The sequence below is a fragment of the Saccharothrix sp. NPDC042600 genome (assembly GCF_040647305.1).
Classification (GTDB): domain Bacteria; phylum Actinomycetota; class Actinomycetes; order Mycobacteriales; family Pseudonocardiaceae; genus Actinosynnema; species Actinosynnema mutabilis.
The window spans coordinates 16,841-36,684 of the sequence record NZ_JBEZBW010000030.1 but is presented as its reverse complement, the minus strand read 5'-3'; the positions used below and the strand labels follow the sequence as shown (position 1 = coordinate 36,684).

Annotated in this window: 18 protein-coding genes; 7 read left to right on the top strand and 11 right to left on the bottom strand. The window is 74.4% G+C overall.

Annotated features, from left to right (window positions below; translation table 11 throughout):
- Window positions 1-6 precede the first annotated feature (6 nt).
- From tdh to AB0A74_RS19930, 4 genes are all read left to right on the top strand, one after another.
- Window positions 7-1,041 carry an L-threonine 3-dehydrogenase gene (tdh, locus tag AB0A74_RS19945; RefSeq protein WP_358251356.1) on the top strand — a complete coding sequence of 345 codons (1,035 nt, stop codon included), beginning with the start codon at window positions 7-9 and terminating at the stop codon, window positions 1,039-1,041.
- Window positions 1,041-2,231 (top strand): glycine C-acetyltransferase, encoded by a 1,191-nt coding sequence (locus tag AB0A74_RS19940; RefSeq protein WP_358251354.1) that lies wholly within the window; start codon window positions 1,041-1,043, stop codon window positions 2,229-2,231. Before tdh ends, AB0A74_RS19940 begins: the two co-directional genes overlap by 1 nt.
- 69 nt (window positions 2,232-2,300) lie before the next feature.
- Window positions 2,301-2,837 (top strand): hypothetical protein, encoded by a 537-nt coding sequence (locus tag AB0A74_RS19935; protein ID WP_358251352.1) that lies wholly within the window; start codon window positions 2,301-2,303, stop codon window positions 2,835-2,837.
- Window positions 2,834-3,691: a LysR family transcriptional regulator gene (locus AB0A74_RS19930; protein WP_358251350.1), complete on the top strand. Its 858-nt coding sequence runs from the start codon at window positions 2,834-2,836 to the stop codon at window positions 3,689-3,691. The genes AB0A74_RS19935 and AB0A74_RS19930 overlap by 4 nt, the downstream gene beginning before the upstream one ends.
- On the opposite strand, the gene ptsP is transcribed toward AB0A74_RS19930, so the two are convergent.
- From ptsP to AB0A74_RS19895, 7 genes are all read right to left on the bottom strand, one after another.
- Window positions 3,688-5,319 carry a phosphoenolpyruvate--protein phosphotransferase gene (gene ptsP / locus AB0A74_RS19925; RefSeq protein WP_358251348.1) on the bottom strand — a complete coding sequence of 544 codons (1,632 nt, stop codon included), beginning with the start codon at window positions 5,317-5,319 and terminating at the stop codon, window positions 3,688-3,690. The genes AB0A74_RS19930 and ptsP overlap by 4 nt on opposite strands.
- A 621-nt stretch (window positions 5,320-5,940) precedes the next feature.
- Window positions 5,941-6,330, bottom strand: a complete 390-nt coding sequence (rbsD, locus tag AB0A74_RS19920; RefSeq protein ID WP_358251346.1) for a D-ribose pyranase — start codon at window positions 6,328-6,330, stop codon at window positions 5,941-5,943.
- On the bottom strand, window positions 6,327-7,184 hold the full coding sequence (locus tag AB0A74_RS19915; RefSeq protein ID WP_358251344.1) for a ribokinase: 858 nt from the start codon (window positions 7,182-7,184) through the stop codon (window positions 6,327-6,329). Before AB0A74_RS19915 ends, rbsD begins: the two co-directional genes overlap by 4 nt.
- A gap of 8 nt (window positions 7,185-7,192) precedes the next feature.
- A complete protein-coding gene (locus AB0A74_RS19910) occupies window positions 7,193-8,113 on the bottom strand; it encodes a substrate-binding domain-containing protein (RefSeq protein WP_358251343.1) in 921 nt (306 codons plus the stop codon).
- A gap of 14 nt (window positions 8,114-8,127) precedes the next feature.
- Window positions 8,128-9,078, bottom strand: a complete 951-nt coding sequence (locus AB0A74_RS19905) for an ABC transporter permease (RefSeq protein ID WP_358251342.1) — start codon at window positions 9,076-9,078, stop codon at window positions 8,128-8,130.
- Complete coding sequence (locus tag AB0A74_RS19900; RefSeq protein ID WP_358251341.1) at window positions 9,075-10,511, bottom strand: sugar ABC transporter ATP-binding protein; 1,437 nt, start codon at window positions 10,509-10,511, stop codon at window positions 9,075-9,077. Before AB0A74_RS19900 ends, AB0A74_RS19905 begins: the two co-directional genes overlap by 4 nt.
- Window positions 10,501-11,484, bottom strand: a complete 984-nt coding sequence (locus AB0A74_RS19895) for a LacI family DNA-binding transcriptional regulator (RefSeq protein ID WP_358251340.1) — start codon at window positions 11,482-11,484, stop codon at window positions 10,501-10,503. The genes AB0A74_RS19900 and AB0A74_RS19895 overlap by 11 nt, the downstream gene beginning before the upstream one ends.
- Before the next feature lie 165 nt (window positions 11,485-11,649).
- Between AB0A74_RS19895 and AB0A74_RS19890 the strand changes: the two genes are divergently transcribed.
- From AB0A74_RS19890 to AB0A74_RS19880, 3 genes are all read left to right on the top strand, one after another.
- Complete coding sequence (locus tag AB0A74_RS19890) at window positions 11,650-12,537, top strand: hypothetical protein (protein ID WP_358251338.1); 888 nt, start codon at window positions 11,650-11,652, stop codon at window positions 12,535-12,537.
- A gap of 5 nt (window positions 12,538-12,542) precedes the next feature.
- The gene (locus tag AB0A74_RS19885) at window positions 12,543-13,001 is read left to right on the top strand and encodes a hypothetical protein (RefSeq protein WP_358251337.1); all 459 of its coding nucleotides are present in this window, start codon (window positions 12,543-12,545) and stop codon (window positions 12,999-13,001) included.
- A gap of 69 nt (window positions 13,002-13,070) precedes the next feature.
- The gene (locus AB0A74_RS19880) at window positions 13,071-14,198 is read left to right on the top strand and encodes a hypothetical protein (protein ID WP_358251335.1); all 1,128 of its coding nucleotides are present in this window, start codon (window positions 13,071-13,073) and stop codon (window positions 14,196-14,198) included.
- Window position 14,199: 1 nt separating this feature from the next.
- Here AB0A74_RS19880 and AB0A74_RS19875 read toward each other — a convergent pair whose 3' ends face one another.
- The 4 genes from AB0A74_RS19875 to AB0A74_RS19860 are packed head-to-tail and all read right to left on the bottom strand — an operon-like array spanning window position 14,200 to window position 19,828.
- Entirely contained in the window at window positions 14,200-16,119 is a 1,920-nt protein-coding gene (locus AB0A74_RS19875; RefSeq protein ID WP_358251334.1) for a transglutaminase domain-containing protein, read from the bottom strand.
- Complete coding sequence (locus AB0A74_RS19870) at window positions 16,107-17,138, bottom strand: DUF58 domain-containing protein (RefSeq protein ID WP_358251332.1); 1,032 nt, start codon at window positions 17,136-17,138, stop codon at window positions 16,107-16,109. The genes AB0A74_RS19875 and AB0A74_RS19870 overlap by 13 nt, the downstream gene beginning before the upstream one ends.
- A 3-nt stretch (window positions 17,139-17,141) precedes the next feature.
- Window positions 17,142-18,098 carry a MoxR family ATPase gene (locus AB0A74_RS19865; protein WP_358251330.1) on the bottom strand — a complete coding sequence of 319 codons (957 nt, stop codon included), beginning with the start codon at window positions 18,096-18,098 and terminating at the stop codon, window positions 17,142-17,144.
- On the bottom strand, window positions 18,095-19,828 hold the full coding sequence (locus AB0A74_RS19860; RefSeq protein WP_358251328.1) for a fibronectin type III domain-containing protein: 1,734 nt from the start codon (window positions 19,826-19,828) through the stop codon (window positions 18,095-18,097). Before AB0A74_RS19860 ends, AB0A74_RS19865 begins: the two co-directional genes overlap by 4 nt.
- Window positions 19,829-19,844: the final 16 nt, after the last annotated feature.

Here is a 19,844-nt window from a genome sequence, read left to right as displayed (position 1 = left end):
GCCGGCATGAAGGCTCTGGTCAAGGCGACCGCCGGGCCGGGACTGTCGCTGACCGACGTCCCCGACCCGACCCCCGGCCCGAACGACGTGGTCGTCCGGGTGCTGCGCACCGGCATCTGCGGCACCGACCTGCACATCGACTCGTGGGACGAGTGGGCCGCCCACAACATCCACGCGCCCCTCGTGCTCGGGCACGAGTTCGTCGGCGAGGTCGTGGAGACGGGGTCCGCGGTGACCGGCGTGCAGGTCGGCGACGTGGTCAGCGGCGAGGGCCACCTGGTGTGCGGGACGTGCCGCAACTGCAAGGCGGGCCGCCGGCACCTGTGCGCCAACACGCGCGGCCTCGGCGTGCACAGCGACGGCGCGTTCGCCCAGTACGTGGTGCTGCCCGAGCAGAACGCGTGGGTGCACCGCACCCCCGTGGACCTGGACGTGGCGGCGATCTTCGACCCGTTCGGCAACGCCGTGCACACCGCGCTGTCCTTCCCGGTGATCGGCGAGGACGTGCTGATCACCGGCGCGGGCCCGATCGGCATCATGGCGGCGGCCGTCGCCAAGCACGCGGGCGCGCGCAACGTCGTGATCACCGACGTCAGCGAGCACCGGCTGGACATCGCCCGCAAGGTCGGCGTCGACCTGGCGCTGGACGTGACCAAGCGGTCCATCGCCGAGGCGCAGGCCGAGCTCGGCATGACCGAGGGCTTCGACGTCGGCATGGAGATGTCCGGCAAGCCGGTCGCCCTCCAGGACATGATCGGCAACATGGCGCACGGCGGCCGGATCGCCATCCTCGGGCTGCCCGCCGAGGAGTTCGCCGTGGACTGGAGCAGCGTCGTGCTCAAGATGCTGCACATCAAGGGCATCTACGGCCGCGAGATGTTCGAGACCTGGTACTCGATGTCCGTGCTGCTCCAGCGCGGCCTCGACCTCACGCCGGTGATCACGCACCGGTTCGACTACACCGAGCACGCCGAGGCCTTCGCCACCGCCCGCGAGGGCAAGTGCGGCAAGGTCATCCTCGACTGGACGGGAGCCCACTGATGTACGGCGCGATGCGCGACGACCTGCGTTCCGGCCTCGACGAGATCCGCGCGGCGGGCCTCTACAAGGCGGAACGGGTGATCGGCACACCGCAGAACGCCGCCGTCCGGGTGGGCGCGGGCGACGAGGTGCTGAACTTCTGCGCCAACAACTACCTGGGCCTCGCCGACCACCCGCGGCTGGTCGCGGCGGCCAAGGACGCGCTGGACCGGTGGGGCTTCGGCATGGCCTCCGTCCGGTTCATCTGCGGCACCCAGGAACCGCACAAGGAGCTGGAGAAGCGGCTGTCGGAGTTCCTCGGCACCGAGGACACCATCCTCTACAGCTCGTGCTTCGACGCCAACGGCGGCCTGTTCGAGACGCTGCTCGGCGCGGACGACGCGATCATCTCCGACGAGCTGAACCACGCGTCGATCATCGACGGCGTCCGCCTGTCCAAAGCGCGCCGCCACCGCTACAAGAACCGCGACATGGACGACCTGGAGCGGCAGCTCAAGGACTCCGCCGACGCCCGCTACCGGCTGATCGCCACCGACGGCGTGTTCTCCATGGACGGCTACCTCGCGCCGCTGGACGAGATCTGCGACCTGGCCGACCGGTACGACGCGCTGGTCATGGTGGACGACTCGCACGCCGTCGGCTTCACCGGCCCGACCGGGCGCGGCACGCCGGAGCTGTTCGGCGTGCGGGACCGGGTGGACATCGTCACCGGCACGCTGGGCAAGGCGCTGGGCGGCGCGAGCGGCGGCTACACGTCCGGGCGCGCGGAGATCGTGGAGATGCTGCGGCAGCGCTCCCGGCCGTACCTGTTCTCCAACTCGCTGGCCCCGTCGATCACCGCCGCCGCGATCGCCGCGCTGGACCTGCTCAGCTCGTCCGGCGAGCTGCTGGAGCGGCTGCGCGCGAACACCGCGCTGTTCCGGTCGCGGATGACCGAGGCGGGCTTCGACCTGCTGCCCGGCGAGCACCCGATCATCCCGGTGATGATCGGCGACGCGGCGGAGGCGTCCCGGATGGCCGACCTGCTGCTGGAGCAGGGCATCTACGTGATCGGCTTCTCCTACCCGGTGGTGCCGCACGGCAAGGCCCGCATCCGCACCCAGATGTCGGCCGCGCACTCGACCGACGACGTGAACCGGGCGGTGGACGCCTTCATCGCCGCGCGCGAGGTCATGCGGCAGTCGGCGTAACCCGTTGGAGCGAATCGCGTAACGCGGACCGTGGTCGCGCCTACCTCCTCTGTGACAGGGGAGGTGGGCATGACCGACGGTTGGCGGCAGTCCTCGCGGGTAGAGGGCGAGGGGAACAACGTCTTCCAGGCCGGGAAGGACGTGCGCGTCCGGCACATCGGCGACCGGACGAACAAGTTCAGCTTCAAGGGGCTGGGGATGCCCGTGCTCGTGGCCGCCGTGGTGGCGGGCGGCGGGTTCGGGGCGTACAAGATCGTCCAGGGGGCGGGCGCGAACCCGTCCGACGCCGTGGGCACGTGGAGCTCGGCCCCGTCGGGCAGCGCGGCGGACCTGCCGGCCACGCTCACCGTCGGTCCGGACGGCGCGTTCGACCTGCGGATGAAGGTCGTGTTCAACCTCGGGCAGTTCGGCGACCAGGGCCTGCCCGAGATGGAGGTCAACTGCTCGGGCGTGGTCGAGGGGGACGGCGAGCGGTTGCTGTTCACCACGACGTCCGGGCCGTGCGGGGAGGTGCCGGCGCGGGTGAAGGGCGACCGGCTGACCCTCGACGTCTCCTCCGACCAGGGCAAGCAGACGATGACCCTGGTGAAGACAATGACCGGGTGATCGATCCCCGACGGCTGCGCGTGCTGCGCGCGCTCGCCGACCACGGCACGGTGACCGCGGCGGCGCAGGCGTTGCACCTCACGCCGTCCGCCGTCTCGCAGCAACTGGCCGCCCTGGAGTCCGAGGTCGGGCAGGAGTTGCTGCGCCGGCGGGGGCGGCGGGTGTCGCTGACGTCCGCGGGCGAGTTGCTGGTGGGGCACGCGAACGCCGTCGCCGCCGAGCTGGAGCGTGCCCAGGCGACCCTGGCCGGGTTGTCGTCCGGCGCCGCCGGGCGGGTCGAGGTGGGCAGCTTCGCGTCGGCGATCACGCAGGTCGTGGCGCCGGCGCTGGCCCGGCTGCGGGTGTCCGCGCCCGGCGTGGTGGTGCGGGTGCGGGACGTGGAGGGGCACGCGAGCGTGCCGCTGCTGCTCGACGGCGAGATCGACCTGGCGATCACCGAGGAGTACCGGCCGCGCCGCGACGACGGGCGGCTGACCCGGTTCCCGCTCTACACCGAGCCGTTCGACGTGGTGCTGCCGCCCGACCACCGGCTGGCCGGGCGGCCGGAGGTGGACCTGCGGGAGCTGGCCGAGGACGACTGGGTGGCGACGCTGCCCGGCAACCCGGTGCGGGACGTGGTGGAGCTGGCGTGCGGGGACGCGGGGTTCGCGCCTCGGATCGTGCACACGTCCGACGACTTCAGCGCGGTCGGGGCGCTGGTCCGGGCCGGCGCCGGGGTGGCCCTGGTGCCGCGGCACGCGTTGCGCGGCGTCCCGGTGCGCGGCACCGCGCCGTTGCGGCGGGTGTTCGCGGCGGTGCGCAAGGGCAGCGAGGACCACCCCCTGATCAGGGCGGTCCTCGACGCCGCCCGCTAGTGCGGTGCGCGGGCCGCGAGCTTGGCGGAGGCCGGGTCGTGGGCTCCCAGTGCGCCGCGCGCCGCCAGTTGGCACAGGTCGAAGCTGGTGGAGGCCAGTTTCGCGCCGACGCCGGCCAGCGCCGTGTGGTTCATCGACAGGCTCGTCACGCCCAGCCCGGTGAGGACGCACGCCAGCAGCGGGTCGGCGGCGGCCTCACCGCACACGCCGACCGGCTTGCCCAGCTCGGTGCCGGCGTCGCCGACCAGCTTGACCAGGCGCAACAGGCCGGGCTGCCACGGGTCGTTCAACGCGGCGACCGCGCCCACCTGGCGGTCGGCGGCGAAGGTGTACTGGGCGAGGTCGTTGGTGCCCAGGGACACGAAGTCGACCACGGCCAGGATCTCCCGGGCGACCAGCGCGGCGGCCGGGATCTCGATCATCACGCCGACCCGCTCGATGCCGGCCTTGCGGGCGCGGTCGACGAACCACGCGGCCTCGGCGGCGGTCGCGACCATCGGGGCCATCACGGACACGTCCGCGCCGCTGTCCTTGGCGGCCAGCGCGATGGCCTCCAACTGCCGGTCCAGCACCTCGGGCCGGTCGAACGCCACGCGCAGGCCGCGCACGCCCAGCGCCGGGTTGGGCTCGGGGTCCGGTTCGAGGAACGCGAGGGGCTTGTCCGCGCCGGCGTCCAGCGTGCGGACGACGACCGGCTTGCCGGCGAACGGCGCGAGCACGGCGGCGTAGGCCGCGCGCTGGTCCTCGACGGTCGGCTCCTGCGTCGAGGACAGGAAGCAGAACTCGGTGCGGAACAGGCCCACGCCCTCCGCGCCGGCGGCTGCGGCGGCGACCGCGTCGGCGGGGGAGCCGACGTTGCCCAGCACCTTCACCCGGTGCCCGTCGCGCAGGACGCCCACGCCGTTCCACTCGACCTTGCCGGCGACGTGCGCGGCGCGGACCGTGCCGTCGGAGGGCTGCACGACGCCGGTGTCGCCGTCCACGAGCAGGGCGGCGGCGTCGGAGGCGAGGACGCCGCGGCACGCGACGACGGCCGGGATGCCCAGCGAGCGCGCGAGGATGGCGGTGTGCGAGGTGGGCCCGCCCTCCTCGGTGACCAGGGCGAGGACCTTGGCGGGGTCGAGGCCGGCGGTGTCGGCGGGGGCGAGGTCGCGGGCGACCAGGACGCTGGGCGAGGCGAGTTCGGGGACGCCGGGCGGGGCGACGCCGAGCAGTTCGGCGACCAGGCGGTCGCGGACGTCCTGCACGTCGCGGGCGCGTTCGGCCATGTACCCGCCGGCGGCTTCCAGGGCGGTGATGAACCCGGCGGCGGCCTGGTGGACGGCGCGCGCGGCGGGGACCCGGCGTTCGGCGACGAGCTTCTCGGCCTGGCCGAGGAGGGCGGGGTCGGCGGCCATCGCGGCGGTGGTCTCCAGGACGGACTTCGCGTCCCCGGTCGCCTGGGCGGCGCGGGCGAAGAGCCGTTCGGCGACGACGTCCGCCGCGGGCCGGATGCGCGCGGCCTCGGCCGCGGGATCGGAGGGCACGGGCTCGGCCGGTGGCTCCCCCAACGGCTCGGCCACCCGCACCACAGGCCCGGAAGCCCGCCCGGAACTGACACCGACACCGCTCAGCCGCGCGCTCGACATGGTCTAGACCATACCCTTCGGGTAGCAGGGACGTGAACCAGCCAACGCCACTACCCGCGAGTCCGCTACCGCAGGAAACCAGGTCTTAACCGGCGGCGATCGATCGCAGCACGTCTCCGGCCGGCCGGGGGCGGCGGCGGGGGTGCGGTGCGGCGGGCTCGGGCAGGCGGCGGGTGATGACCACCGCGTCAGGCGGCCAGGCGGGCTTGGGCGCACGCGCCGGCCAAGCGACCCCGGCAGGCGCGACCAGCGGCCGGCGGCGGCAGCCGGCCAGCGCCCGGCGGCGGCAGGCGACCGAGGGCGGCAGGCGACCGAGGGCGGCAGGCGACCGAGGGCGGCTGGCGGCGGCAGGCGCGGCCAGCGGCCGGGGGCGCGTGGAGCGGGCGCTGCCGGCAGCCACACACGGCCGAGCGCTGTGGTCGAGGCGTGTTGGTCGGGTGGCGGACGACCCCACGGCGGGGCAGCGCCGTGGGGTCGTGGGATGCGCCGGTTGGTCCGCCGCGGGAGGTGGGTGCGGACGGCTGGGCGCGGGATTTGTCGTGGCGGCGTGGGAGGATTGGCCCCGGGGGCGTTGGGGGCCGGGTGTCGTACCCCTCTGGAAGGATTGAAGTCGGGGGCTGCTCAGAACGGCACGCCGCAGCGCAGCAGCACGTTCGCGTACGGGGTCGCCTCGCCGGTCCGCACCACCAACCGCGCGCCGGCCGTTCTCGCCTTCAGGTCCTCGTGGCTGATCCGGTCGATCAGCGGCAGGCGGTCCGCCAGGGCCCGCGCGCACGTCGGGTTGCGGTCGTCCAGTTCGGTCGCCACCACCGCGCGCTCGACCACCAGCTCCGCCAGCAACCCGTCGACCACCTGCAGGAAGCCCGGCACGCCGAACGTGAACGCCAGGTCCACCACCGCCGGCCCCGGCGGGATCGGCAGGCCGCAGTCCGCGACGACCACCTCGTCCGTGTGACCGAGCCGGGCCAGTTCCGCGTTCAGCGTCGCGTGCAGGATGCCCGACCGCTTCACGCGAGCACCTCGTCCGCCCGCGGGTACGACGGCTGCGCGCCCGCCCTGGTCACCGACGTCGCCGCCACCCGGGCGGCGAAGCGGGCGGCCTGGACGAGCGAGTCGCCGCGGGACAGTCCGAACGCGAGGGCACCGGCGAACGCGTCCCCGGCGCCGGTCGTGTCGACCACGTCCACCGCGGGCGCGGGGACCTCGACAACGCCCTCCGGCGTCACCACGGCGGCACCCCGCCCACCCAGCGTCACGACCGCCGACCGCGGTCCCAGCGCCAACAACCCCTTGAACGAGTCCGCCAACGCGAGCGCCTCGTGCTCGTTCACGATCAACGGGTCGAGCAGCGCCAACGCCTCCGGCGACACAGCCGTCACCGGCGACAGGTTGAGCACGCACCGCACCCCGTGCCCGGCGGCCACCGCGACAGCGTGCTCCACAGTGGACAGCGGCACCTCAAGCGAACACACGAGCACCGAGACGCCGTCCCACGAAAGCGCGTCCACATCGGACACCGAAACGTCCGAGTTCGCCCCCGGGGCCACGACGATGGAGTTCTCCCCGTCCGGCGTCACGGTGATGTACGCGATCCCGGTCGGCCGGTCCGAGGTGCGCACCGACTCGACGCGCACCCCGGCCGACACCAGGGACTCCCGCAGCAGCGAGCCGTACTGGTCCGCGCCCACCGCACCCACCAGCGCGACGTCGCACCCGAGCCGACCGGCGGCGACGGCCGTGTTGGCGCCCTTGCCGCCCGGCATCACCACCGTGTCACCGCCCAGGACCGTCTCGCCGCCCGCCGGACGGCGCTCCACCGCCACGACGAGGTCCGCGTTGGCCGAGCCCAGCACCAGTACGCCCACCGCTCGACTCACTTCTTGAACTCGGCGACGTTCTTCTTCGTCACGACCTTGACCTCCACGTCGACGACCTCCTGGACCGCCTCGCCGCGCGCCGCCTTCACCGCCTGCTCGACGGCCTTGCGCCCGAGCACCTCCGGCTGCTGCGCGATGGTCGCGGCCATTGTGCCGTCCTCGACCGCCTTCAGGCCGTCCGGCGTGCCGTCGAACCCGACCACGGCGACGTCCTTGCCCGCCCGGTCGCCCAGCGCCTTGATCGCGCCCAGCGCCATCTCGTCGTTGTCCGCGAACACGCCCTTGATGGCCGGGTTGGCCTGCAACAGGTTCGTCATCACGTCCAGGCCCTTGGCGCGGTTGAAGTCCGCGGGCTGGCTCGCCACGACCTTGATGCCGCCGGAGTTCAGGCCCTGCTCGAAGCCCTGGCCGCGGTCGCGGGCGGCCGACGCGCCGGGGATGCCCTGCAGGTGCACGACGTCGCCGCTGACCGCGCGGCCGAGCTCGATCGCCGCGAGGGTGCCGCCCTGGACGTTGTCCGACGCAACCTCGGAGACGACCTTGCCCTCGTCCACCGACCGGTCCACCGCGACCAGCGGGATGCTCGCGTTCTCCGCGGCCTTCGCGGCGGGCGCGGCCTGCTTGGAGTCGACCGGGTTGATGATGATCGCCTTGACGCCCTGGGTGGTGAACGTCTGCACCTGGTTGACCTGGTTGGTGGCGTCGTTCTGGGCGTCCACCACCGTCAGCTTCACGCCCAGCTCGGCGGCGGCCTTCTCGGCACCTTCCTTGAGGGCCACGAAGTAGGGGTTGTCCAGGGTGGAGATCGCCAGGCCGACGGTGATGTCGCCACCGCCACCTGCCGACGCCCCCGAACCGCACGCGGTCAGCGCCGCGAGGGCGACGGCTGACAGCGCGGCGACACCGCGGAACTTCATCTTCGTCATTCCTTTCATCGGGTACGGCGGCGAAGCGTGTCGAGCAGGACGGCCAGCGCGATCACCGCGCCGATCACCACCTGCTGCCAGAACGGGGACACCTGCAACTGGTTGAGGCCGTTGCGCAGCACGGCCAGCACGAGCGCGCCGACCAGCGTGCCGGTGGCGCGGCCGACGCCGCCGGACAGCGACGCGCCGCCGATCACCACGGCCGCGATCGCGTCCAGCTCGTAGCCCACGGCCGCCTGCGGGCCCGCGGAGGACAGCCGGCCGGCCAGCAACATGCCCGCGACGGCCGCGAACAGGCCGGACAGCGCGTAGATCACGAGCTTCTGGCGGCGCACGTCGATGCCGGACAGCCGCGCGGCCTCCTCATTGCCGCCGATCGCGTACATCGCGCGGCCGGAGTACGTGCGGGACAGCACGAACCCGGTGACGCCGAAGAACACCAGCATCACCAGCAACGGCACCGGCAGGAACGGGGTCAGGTTGGACCCGAGGAAGCTGACGACGTCGGGTGTGGTGGTCGGGCTGCCCTGCGACACCACCAGGGTCAGGCCGCGGGCGACGCTGAGCATGGCCAGGGTCGCGATGAACGCGGGCAGCTTCCCGTAGGACACCAGCGCGCCGTTGACCAGGCCCGCGACCACGCCGGTGGCCAGGCCGAGCAGGAGCGCCACCGGTCCGGGCAGGCCCGCCTCGGCCGACGACCACGCGCCGACCATCGCCGACAGCGCCGCGACGCTGCCCACGGACAGGTCGATGCCGCCGGACACGATGACGAACGTCGAGCCGAACGCGAGCACCGCGACCACGGCCGCCTGCACGCCCACGTTGAGCAGGTTCTGGGTGCTCAGGAACGACGGCGCGAGCAGCGACAGCGCCACCACCAGCACCACCAGGCCCGCGAGCGCGCCGTTGTCGGACAGCACCCTGAGGTTCTTGCGACTGGCCACCGTTGTCATGCCGGGAACTCCTGAACCGCCAACGCCATCACCTTGTCCTGGGTCGTGCCGCCGGGCAGCTCGCCCGCGACGCGGCCGTGCGCCATCACGACGACCCGGTCGCTCATCCCGATCACCTCGGGCAGGTCGGAGGACACCAGCACGACCGCGCGCCCGGCCGCCGTCATCCGGTTGACCAGCTCGTAGATCTCGACCTTCGCGCCCACGTCCACGCCGCGGGTCGGCTCGTCGAGCACCAGCACGCGCGGGTCGGCGAGCAGCCACTTGCCGATGACGACCTTCTGCTGGTTGCCGCCGGACAGCTCGCGCACCGGCTGCCCGAGCCCGGAGGCCTTGACCCGCAGCGACTTCGCCATCCCGGCGGCCCGTTCGCGCTGGCCGCGCCGGTCCACCAGGCCCGCCCTGGTGCTCGCCCGCATGGTGACCAGGCCCAGGTTGTCGGCGACGGTCGAGGTCAGCACCAGGCCCTGGCCCTTGCGGTCCTCCGGGACCAGGCCGAGGCCGGCGCGGACCGCCGCGCGCACGTCGTGCGCGGGCACCCTCCGCCCGGCGACCTCGACGGTGCCGGAGTCGTAGGGGTCCACGCCGAACGCCGCGCGCACCACCTCGGTCCGGCCCGCGCCGACCAGGCCCGCGATCCCGACGACCTCGCCCGCGCGGACGTGGAAGGACACGTCGCGGAACGCGCCGCGCCGGGTCAGGCCCTCGACCTTGAACAGCACCTCGCCGGGTTCGGCGCGGCGGCGCGGGTACTGCTCGTCGATGGTGCGGCCGACCATCAGCTCGATCATGTGCTCGACGGTGGCCGTGCCGGGCAGGGTGCCGACGCTGCGGCCGTCGCGCAGGACGGTGATGCGGTCGGCGACGCGGCGGATCTCGTCCAGGTGGTGCGTGATGAACACCAGGCCGACGCCCTGCGCGCGCAGCTCGGACATGATGCCGAGCAGGCGGTCGGTCTCGGTGTCGGTGAGCACGGCGGTCGGCTCGTCGAGGACCAGGAGCTGGGCGTTCAGGCTCAGCGCGCGGGCGATCTCGACCATCTGCTGCTGCGCGATGCCGAGGTCCGCGACGGGTGTCGTCGGGTCCACGGCCAGGCCGACGCGGTCGAGGAGCGCTCGGGCGTCCTGTCGCATTCGCGCTTTGTCGACAATTCCGAAGCGCCGGGGCGGGCGGCCGAGGAACAGGTTCTCGGCGACCGAGAGCTGCGGGACGAGGGTCAGCTCCTGGTGGATCACGGCCAGGCTGCCGCGCCGTTCGACGGTGCCCTGGTCCGGCGCGTGGACGCCGGCGAGCACCTTGACCAGCGTGGACTTGCCCGCGCCGTTCTCGCCGAGCAGGACGTGCACCTCGCCGGGGCGGACGTCGAAGTCCACGCCGTCCAGCGCGCGCACGCCGGTGAAGCTCTTGCCGATGTTCCGGGCCTCAAGCAGCACCGGTCGCCTCCCCGCAGGAACCCCGCACGACCAGGCGCGCGGTGAGCTGGACGTCGGCCGGCTGCTCGCCCGCGACCAGCGCCAGCAGGCTGCGGGCCGCCGCGTGGCCCATCTCGACGGTGGGCTGGGCGATGACCGTGATCGGCGGGTCGAGCAGCGGGAACCACGGCTGGTCGTCGTAGACGGCGAGGCCCACGTCGGCCGGGACGGTGAGGCCGCGGCGGCGCAGCTCCTCCAGCGCGCCCAGGCCCATCAGGTTGTCCATCGCGACCAGGGCCGTCGGGCGGTCCGGCGCGTCGAGCAGTTCGGCCGCCGCGCGGGCGCCGCTGTCGCGGCGGAAGTCGCCGTGCACGACCCGCAGGTCCAGGCCGCCGCGCGCGAACTGTTCCAGGCGTTCCCGGCCGGTGCTCGTGTCCGGCGGGCCCGCGATCACGCCGACCCGCTGGTGACCTGCGGCTTTCAGCGCCTCGGCCAGGTCGGCAAGCGCTTGCGCACCGTCGGCGCGGACCACCGGGCACGTCGCGTCCGGCACCGTCCGGTCCAGCAGCACCAGCGGGACGCCGCGCTGCTCGACCTCGGCCAGCCAGGACGGGTCGTCGGTCGCCGGGCACACCAGCAGGCCGTCCACGCGGCGGTCGAGCAGCGTGCGGACGTAGGTGAGGAGCTGGTCGGCGGACTCGTCGGCGTTGGCGACGATCACGCAGTACCCGTGGGCGCGCGCCTCCTCCTCGACCGCGCGGGCGATCTCGGCGAAGAACGGGTTGACCAGGTCGCTGATCACCAGGCCCAGGGTCTTGGTCGAGGTGGTGCGCAGGGAGCGGGCCAGCGCGTTGGGGCGGTAGCCGAGTTCTTCGACGGCGGCGAGGACGCGGGTGCGGGTCTCGGGCGTCGGGGCGGCGTGGCCGTTCAGGACGCGGGAGACGGTCGCGGTCGAGACGCCGGCGTGCTGCGCGACGTCCTTGATCGTGGTCACGCTCCGCACCCCCTCGATCACGTGGTATCGATTACAGGGGTGCAGTTAATCGGTTACACAGGGGTCGCTGTCAAGTTTCACGATTCAGCGGCGTGACCTGTTCGGTACGCGGGAGTGAGTAGAGGTACGGATCCGGATACGCGGGCGGGGCGCGACCCTGGTCACATGACTGGACAGGACCCCCTGATACGGCTGGCGGACGAACTCGGCCACCTCGGGCGACGCCTGGAGGCCGTGGGCGCGGAACTCCGCAACGTCACGCTGACACGGGCGACCACCGCACCCGCGGCGCAGGCGGGCGCGCCGGCGCAGCCCCAGTGGCCGGGCTGGAGCGCGCCCGCGCACGCCGCCCCGCCGGTCACCGACGCGCGGACCACCGAGCCCCAGTCACCGCCGCACGAGCCGCCGCCCGGCGCGACGACCGTGCCGCCCGCGTCGCCGCCCGCGCCGAAGCCGGTTCCGGTGCCGCAGGCGGAAGCGGAGGCCGAGGAGCCGCCGGCGCCGCCGGTCGCCCAGCCCGTGGCGCAGCGTGTGGCGCAGCCCGTGAAGCCGGTCGTGCAGCCCTTGGTGCAGAAGGAAGCGGAGGCCGAGGAGCCCGCGCCGCCCGCGCCGCCGGCGCCGCCCGCGGCGGCTTCGGTGGCGCACGCCGAGGTGAAGACGACCGGCGAGGGCAAGGCCGAGGTGGTCGTGCACCTGTCCACGCCGAAGAAGGAGAAGAAGCCGTCGCCGACCGACGAGGCGCTGAAGAAGGCCAAGGCGGAGGCGAGCGAGGCGAAGAAGAAGGTCGAGCGCGCCCAGGACGACCTGTCCAAGGCCAAGAAGGACTACGACGAGAAGCGGGGTGAGGTGAAGAAGCTGCGCAAGCAGAAGGACGACGAGCGGGACAAGGAGCGCGCGGAGAAGTCCAAGTCCAAGCCCAAGGCCGCTCCGGTGCTGACCGTGCAGACCTCGCCCGACCTCGCGAAGCGGTTGCAGGACGGCGGCAAGGACGGGGGCAAGGGCGGCAAGGACGGCAAGAAGGTGACCATCTCCGTGTCGGCGCACAGCGGGTGATGGGGATGAGCACCAAGCAGGCACGGGTGTCGTTGGACGACTACGTCTCGTCGGCGGAGGAGGTGGACCGGTACGACTCGTACTACATCGTGATCCCGGACGACCTGGTGGAGCAGGACGAGCCGGACGACGACGTCGAGCCCGACGCGGACGACGAGCTGTTCGACGACGAGCTGTTCGACGACGAGCTGTTCGACGAGGACGACGAGGACGACGACGAGGACGACGACTTCTTCGAGCCGCCGGTCACGCGTGAACCGAGGACCAGTGCTTCCGCGGGCCGGATCGGCGGGGTGTCCGCGGCCCTGGTCGCGGGCGTGGTGCCGGCGCTGGTGGTGGACCTGCCGGCGGCGTTGGCGGCCGGCGTGGCGGCGGGCGTCTTCGGCGGGTTGATGGGCCGGTCGCTCGGCGTCGAGCTGCACCAGCGGCGACGGGCGCGGAGGGAGGCCGAGGGCGGGCGTTGAACGCTCGGGCGGTCCCACCCGGCTCCGATGACCCGGGTGGGACCATGGGCGGCGATGGTGACTCCAGGGATGGACACGAACCTCAAGCTGTTCCCCGGCACCCCCGACCGGCGCGCCCGGTCCGCCTGGGAGCGGGAGAACGGGCGGTGGGCGCGGGTGCCGGGCACGCGGGTCGTGCACGGCTTCGAGGTGACCGGTGACGGGCGGTTCGGCGTGCGGGTCGAGCGGTGCCCGCGGGCGTTGGCGGACGCCGCCCCGCTGCCGGTCCCGGACGTGCTGGCGCTGGCGCGTGCGCTGGCCACGACACTCGCGGCGGCGCACGCGGCCGGACTCGTCCACGGCGGTCCCACCGCCGACGACGTGCTGTTCCGCGGCACCGGCGAACCCGTGCTGGCCGACGGCGGACTGGTGCCGCGCGAGGCGTTCCCGGTGGCTCCCGAGGCGGCATGGGCCGCGCCGGAGACCGTGCGGGACGCCGTCCGGGACGCCCGCACCGACCTGTACGGGCTCGGCGCGGTGCTGTTCTTCGCGCTCACCGGCCAACCGCCGCACCCCGCACGGCTCGGCGAGACCGCCGAGGAGCACGTGTTGCGGGTGCTGGGCGAGCCCGCGCCCGAGGTGGACCGGCCCGACGTGCCGCTGGGCCTGGCGAAGCTGGTCCGGGCCCTGCTCGACCCCGACCCCGCCGCCCGGCCGGACGACGTCCGGGCCGAACTGGACAAGATCACCGGCCCGGTGGGGCCGCCCGCGCCCAGCGGCAGGCGGGTCCAGGTGGCGGAGGCGAAACCGCTGCCCGACACCGACCGCCGGGACCGCCTGGGCCTGGTGCTCGGCGTCGCCGCCGCGCTCGCGCTGTTCGCCGCCGCCCCCTTCCTGCTGCTGCGCGACGACCCGCCGGCGCCGTCCCCGCAGGTCCCCGCCGTCAGCGCCCCGCAGGCGCCGCGGATCGAGGTCACCGAAGTCCGGGACGACGGCGACCACGTCACCATCACCTGGACCGGCCCGGACCTGGACTACGTCGTCATCACGGCCCCCGAGGGCAAGCCGAACTCCGCCTCCGCCGAGTCGCGCGACCGCACCGCCCGCATCGCCGTCGAGCCGAACCTGAAGTACTGCTTCGAGGTGCACGGCACCGACGGCCGCACCACCCACCGCAGCGCACCGCACCCCATCCGCGCCGCGAAGTGCACCCGCTAGCTCACCACCGGAACGCCGCCCACACCCGGACCCGCCACGGCAACCGCCGCAACCCGGTCCGCAACGCCCGCACGGCCTCCCACGCGTGCCGCCGCGCGTCCACCCCCGCGCCGGACCACAACCCCGCGTCCACCGCCTGCGCCAACGCGAGGAGCGCCCCGGACACCACGGGCGCGGCGTCGGCCATCTCGCGCACGGTCATCGCCGGGGTCACCGCGATCCCGTTGCGCCGCAACCGGTCCCGCGCCTCGGCACACGCCGTCTCCACGGTCCCCGCCCGCCGACGCCGCCACGACCGCACCGCCCCGACCCCCGGCACCGCCGCCACCCCGCCGACCAGCACCACGCCGAGAACCCACGGCACCCACGACAACCCGTCCGCGGGCCGCACCGGGTCGGGCGCCGGCGGCTCGGACAGCTCCCCGGCCGGCGGCAGCTCCTCTCGCGCCCGCTCGGTGTCCTGCGCCACCCCCGAGTCCGCCGTCGCGCGGACCGCGCCGGTCGGGTCCAGCGCGACCCACCCGACGCCTTCGACAGCGACTTCCGGCCACGCCACCGCGTCACCGTTGCGCACCACGGTCCCGTCGGCGGGGGAGGAGAACCCGACCACCAGACGCGCCGGAATGCCCCTCAGGCGCGCCAACGCCACATAAGCGGCGGCGAACTGCTCGCTGGTGCCGCGCTTCTCGTGCAGCAGGAACCGTTCCAGCGCCGGCCACCCGTGCCCCACGGGCAGCGGTCCCGAGGTCACCAGCTCGTAGTTCTCCCGCAGGTACCGCTCCAGCACCAACGCGGCCCGGAACGACGACCGCAGGCCCGACACCGCCCGCTCCGCCACCGCCTCCACCCCCGGCGGCGCCGCGCCCACCCCGCCGAGCCCGCCCGGGGCGGCCGGGTCGATCGCCGCGTCCGCCAGGCCGGACACCCGCGGCTCCCACCACGTCAGCCGGTACTCGGCGACCCGCGACTCGGTCAGCAGCGTGCCCCGCGCCGGGTCCACCAGGGGATCGACGCCCTGCACGCTCGCCGGCCAAGCCTGGCTGGGCAGCCACGGGCCGCCGAGATCGCGCAACCGCACCACGGCCGACCTGCGCTCCACCGGCACGTCCACCCCCGGCGGCAACCCGGTCCCCATGCGCCGCAACGACGACCCCGGCGTCCAGTTCACCCCGTCGAACTCGTCCAGCACGGCGATCGGCCAGCGCTCGACCCGGGCGTCCGCCGAGTACTCGAACACCGCCGTGCCGGGCTGCGCCCACCGGGCCGGCAGCTCGACCAGCGGACTGGTCACCCGCGCGGCGGCCGGCGCGACGGACACGCCGTCCCGCAACGACCACGCCGCCCCGGTCGGCACCAGCCCCAGCACCACCGCCCCGACCAGTCCCACCGCCAGCGCCGCCCACGGCACCCGCCGCGCCACGACCACCGCGCCGCAAGCCCCGAACGCCGCCACGGCCACCACCGCGGTCACCCAGCCCGCCGCCGAGTACGCCTGGCTCAACCCGGCCACCACCAGCACGGGCAGGAACGCCGCCAACGGCGCCCGACCCAGCAGCTCGACCCCGAACACCGCCGCCACCAACACCAGCAACGGCACGAAGACCAACGCCTCCGGCTCCGGCCGCACCGGCCACGTGGACCCGAGCACCACCCGCCACGACTCCGTCGCCCCCACCACCAGGGCGTGGACCGGATCCGCCGGACGCAGAGCCGCCCACAACCCGGCCAACCCCGCGACCACGGTCCCCGCGGCACGCCACGCTTCGCGCTCCCGCAGCCACACCGCGACCCCGAACGCGGGCGCCACCGTCGCGGCCAGCGGCGGCGACAACGGCCCCACCCCGAACACCGGCCCGAACAGCAGACCCGCCACCACCGCGGCCACGAACAGGGCGGCGACCCGCACGATCACCCGTTCCACCGCCGCACCACCTCGGCCGCGTCCGCGCCCCGCACCACCCGCGCCCCCGGCACCCCACCGGACCCGCCCAGCGCCAGCACGACATCCGGCCGCACCACCGCGAACGGCTCCACCGGGCCGGCGGTCACCACGACGAACCCGCCACGGGGACGCGCCGGCGGCTCACCCTGCGGCGACACCCGCAGTTCGCTCAGCGAGTCCAACAACCGCCGCCCCGCGAGCACTCCGCCGTCCACGGACACGTCCACCCCGCCCGGGGTGAGCAACCGGCAGCGGAACCCGGCGACGGCACTGGCGTGCAGGACCGACGCGGCGACCTCCACGACGTCCTCGAACGCCGTGGCGTGCCGCGTGTCCACCAGCAGGGCCAGCCGGGGCCGTTCGGGGTCGGCGTAGTCGCGGACCATGAGCTTCCCGGTGCGGGCGCTGGACTTCCAGTGCACCAGCCGCACCTCGTCACCTGGCACGTACTCGCGCACGTCCCGCAGGTCCAGCGAACCGCGCGGCCCGGTCGCCGCGCCCTCGTGGTGGTGGCGTCGGTGCCCGGCGGCGAACGGCCGCGCCGGGTGCCGGCGGGGGTGGACCCACAGCGTGGCCGTCGATCCCGTCCCGACGTCCTTGCGCACCAACCCCAACGGGTCGGTCCGCTCGACCACCAGCGGCCCCACGACGTGCCTGCCCCGCTCGGAGGTCGGCAGCTCGTACCGGTACACCGCGTCGGCCCGCACGACCACGCGCCGCACGTGCCGCCCGCACCGGTCCCGCGCGGTGAACCCGTCTCCGGCGCCGCGCACCGACAGCGTCGCCAGCGCGGGTTTCCCCCGCTCGACCCGCGACGGGTGCACCGACCGCTCCACCTCGACGGCGAGCCCGCGCGCCACCGCCGGGAACCCCGCGACCACCGCCCCCGCCAGCAACCCGGCCAACGCCAGGAACAACGGGTACCCGGCGAACACGCCCACGCCACCGGACACGGCGGCCGTCACGAGCACCGCGACGCCGCGCGCGGTCAACCGCACCGCTCAGCCCACCGGCGGCACGGGCACCGCGCCGAGCACGTCGGCCACCACGGCGGCGGCCGTCCGCCCGGTCAGCTCCGCGTCCGCGGTCAGCACCAACCGGTGCGCCAACACCGGTTCGGCGACCACCTTCACGTCGTCCGGCGTCACGAACAGCCGCCCCTCGGTCGCCGCGTACGCCTGCGCCGCCCGCACCAGCGCGATGCTGCCGCGCGGGCTCACGCCCCACCGCACCGCCGGGTGCGACCGCGTCCCCACCGCCACCCGCACGGCGTACTCGCACACCTCGGGCGCGAGGTGCACGCCCCGCACCTCCTCGATCGCCGCCGCCAGCTCGTCCGCGCCGACCACGGGGGCCAGGTCCTCCGGCCGCACCCGCGCCCGGTCGCCCAGCACCACCAGCACCTCGGCCGCCAGGTCCGGGTACCCGACCGACAGCCGCATCAGGAACCGGTCGAGCTGCGCCTCGGGCAGCCGGTAGGTGCCCTCCATCTCGATCGGGTTCTGGGTGGCCACCACCAGGAACGGGTCGGGCACCGCGTGCTCCACCGCGTCGACCGTGACCCGCCGCTCGGCCATCACCTCCAGCAGCGCGGACTGGGTCTTGGGCGTGCCGCGGTTGATCTCGTCGGCGAGCACCACGTTGGCGAACACCCCGCCGGGGTGGAACACGAACCGCTCCCGCCCCTGGTGGTAGACCGAGACGCCGGTGATGTCGCCGGGCAGCAGGTCGGGCGTGAACTGGATGCGGTGCCACGTGCCGCCGACGCTGCGCGCCAGGCACTTGGCCAGCGTGGTCTTGCCGAGGCCGGGCACGTCCTCGACCAGCAGGTGGCCCTCGGCGAACAGCGTGGCCACCGCCAGCCGCACCAGCTCGGGCTTGCCGCGCACCACGCGCTGCACGTTCTCGGCGATGGCCTGGTAGACCCGGGTGGACACGGGCGCGGCCACGGTCGTCACTTCTTCTCCCAGTAGTAGCGGTTGGACTCGACGCCGCCGGCCACGACCCAGACCGTCTGGCCGTCGCCGCTGAACGGGAACCGGTCGTCCACGACCTGCGTGCCGTTCTCGTCGGTGGTCAGGGTCGCGCCGGGGTTCACCTCGCCCCACTCGCTGGCGTACGGGACGATCTCGTAAGCGGTGTTGGGCTCGAACCCGTGCATCTCGATGTGGATGAACGCGCAGTCCGGCGCGCGGCACGACCCGGTGGTGGTGTCCTTGCCGCGGGAGACCGTGATCGTCGGGACCCGGCGGGGCGTGGCCTGCGCGGACGCGCCCGGACCGCGGCCGGCCCGGTTCTCCGCCACGACGGTGAACGTGTGGGCGGTGCCGTTGGCCAGGCCGGTGACCGTGGCGCTGCGGTCGGTGCCGGACACCCGGAGCGCGCCGCCGTTCCACGTGACGTGGTAGGCGGTGACCGGTGCGCCGTTGTCCGCCGCCGGGCCCCAGGTGACGACGGCCGAGCCGGCGCCGGGGGTGGCGGTGACGCCGGTGGGCGCGCCGGGCGGGCCGACCGCGACGACCGGGGGCGCCGGCGGGTCCTGCCGCGTGCCTTCCGGCGTGGTCGTCGTCGGCGGGATCGTGGTCGTGGTGGTCGGTTCCGCTTCGCGTTCCACGGGAACCCCGGTGACCGCGCCGCCCGGGTCCACCACCAGCACGTGCCTGCCCTCGCCGCCCTCGACGTAGACCCGCTGGTCCTCGGCCTTGGTCAGGCGCGGCTTGCCGGTCTCCGGCGGCACGGGCGTGACCTGGCGGCGCACGCCGGCGCTGTCGTAGGTCACCAGCCGGCCGCTGCCGTGGTCGAGCACCGCGATGGTCGAGCCGGTCGTCTCGGGCCCGGTGTACTGGCCCGCCTCCAGGTCCACGGTGACGACCTTGGCCGCCGGGCGGTCGCCCACGACGGGGGCGGAGTCGACCAGGAACAGCCGGCCCGCCGGGTCGAGGACCGCCACGCGGCCGTCCACGTCGGTCGCGGCGACGCGGGTGTCCTCGGGCACGTCCGCGCCCAGCGGGCGTTCCGGGCCGTTGCCCTCGACCGCGCGCATGGTGTCGGCGGTGGTGTCCACGAACACCGGCTTGTCGGCGACGACGGTCAGGCCGCCCTTGTGGCCGGCCGGCGCGTTGGCCGGGCAGGACGGGACGGTGGTGCCGCGGGCCAGCTTGCACAGCGCGCCGGTGTCGACGCGGTGCAGCCACACCGTTCCGTCGGCGGTGGCGACGGGGTTGCCGAGCTTGCCGCCGACGTCGATCACCGCGTGCTCCGCGCCCAGCCGGACCACGACGGCCGCGTCCCGGTAGACCAGGTAGGGGCCGCCCGCGGCCTCCAGCGGCACCGGCACCTCGTCGGCGGCCGGCGCGGGCGTGGTGGCCTCGACGCGCAGCGTGGACTTGCCGAACTCGGTGTACTGGCCCGCGCCGACGACGTACCCGCTGGTGTCGCCCTGGACGACGACGCTGCCGGGTTTCGCGCCGGGCAGCGGCACCTCGGCGTCGACCCGCTTGGTGGCCCCGTCGACGTGGTAGACCTTCCCCGCCGCCGTGTTGACCACCCAGTGGCCGGCGTTGAGGAACTCCAGGCCCGGCACGTCGGCGGACCCGCCGACCGCCACGGCCGCGACGACGACGCACCCCGCGGTGAGCGCGGCGACCGGGCCCCGACGGCCCCACTTGCCGTTGGCGAACAATCTCATCGAGTTCGGCTCCCCC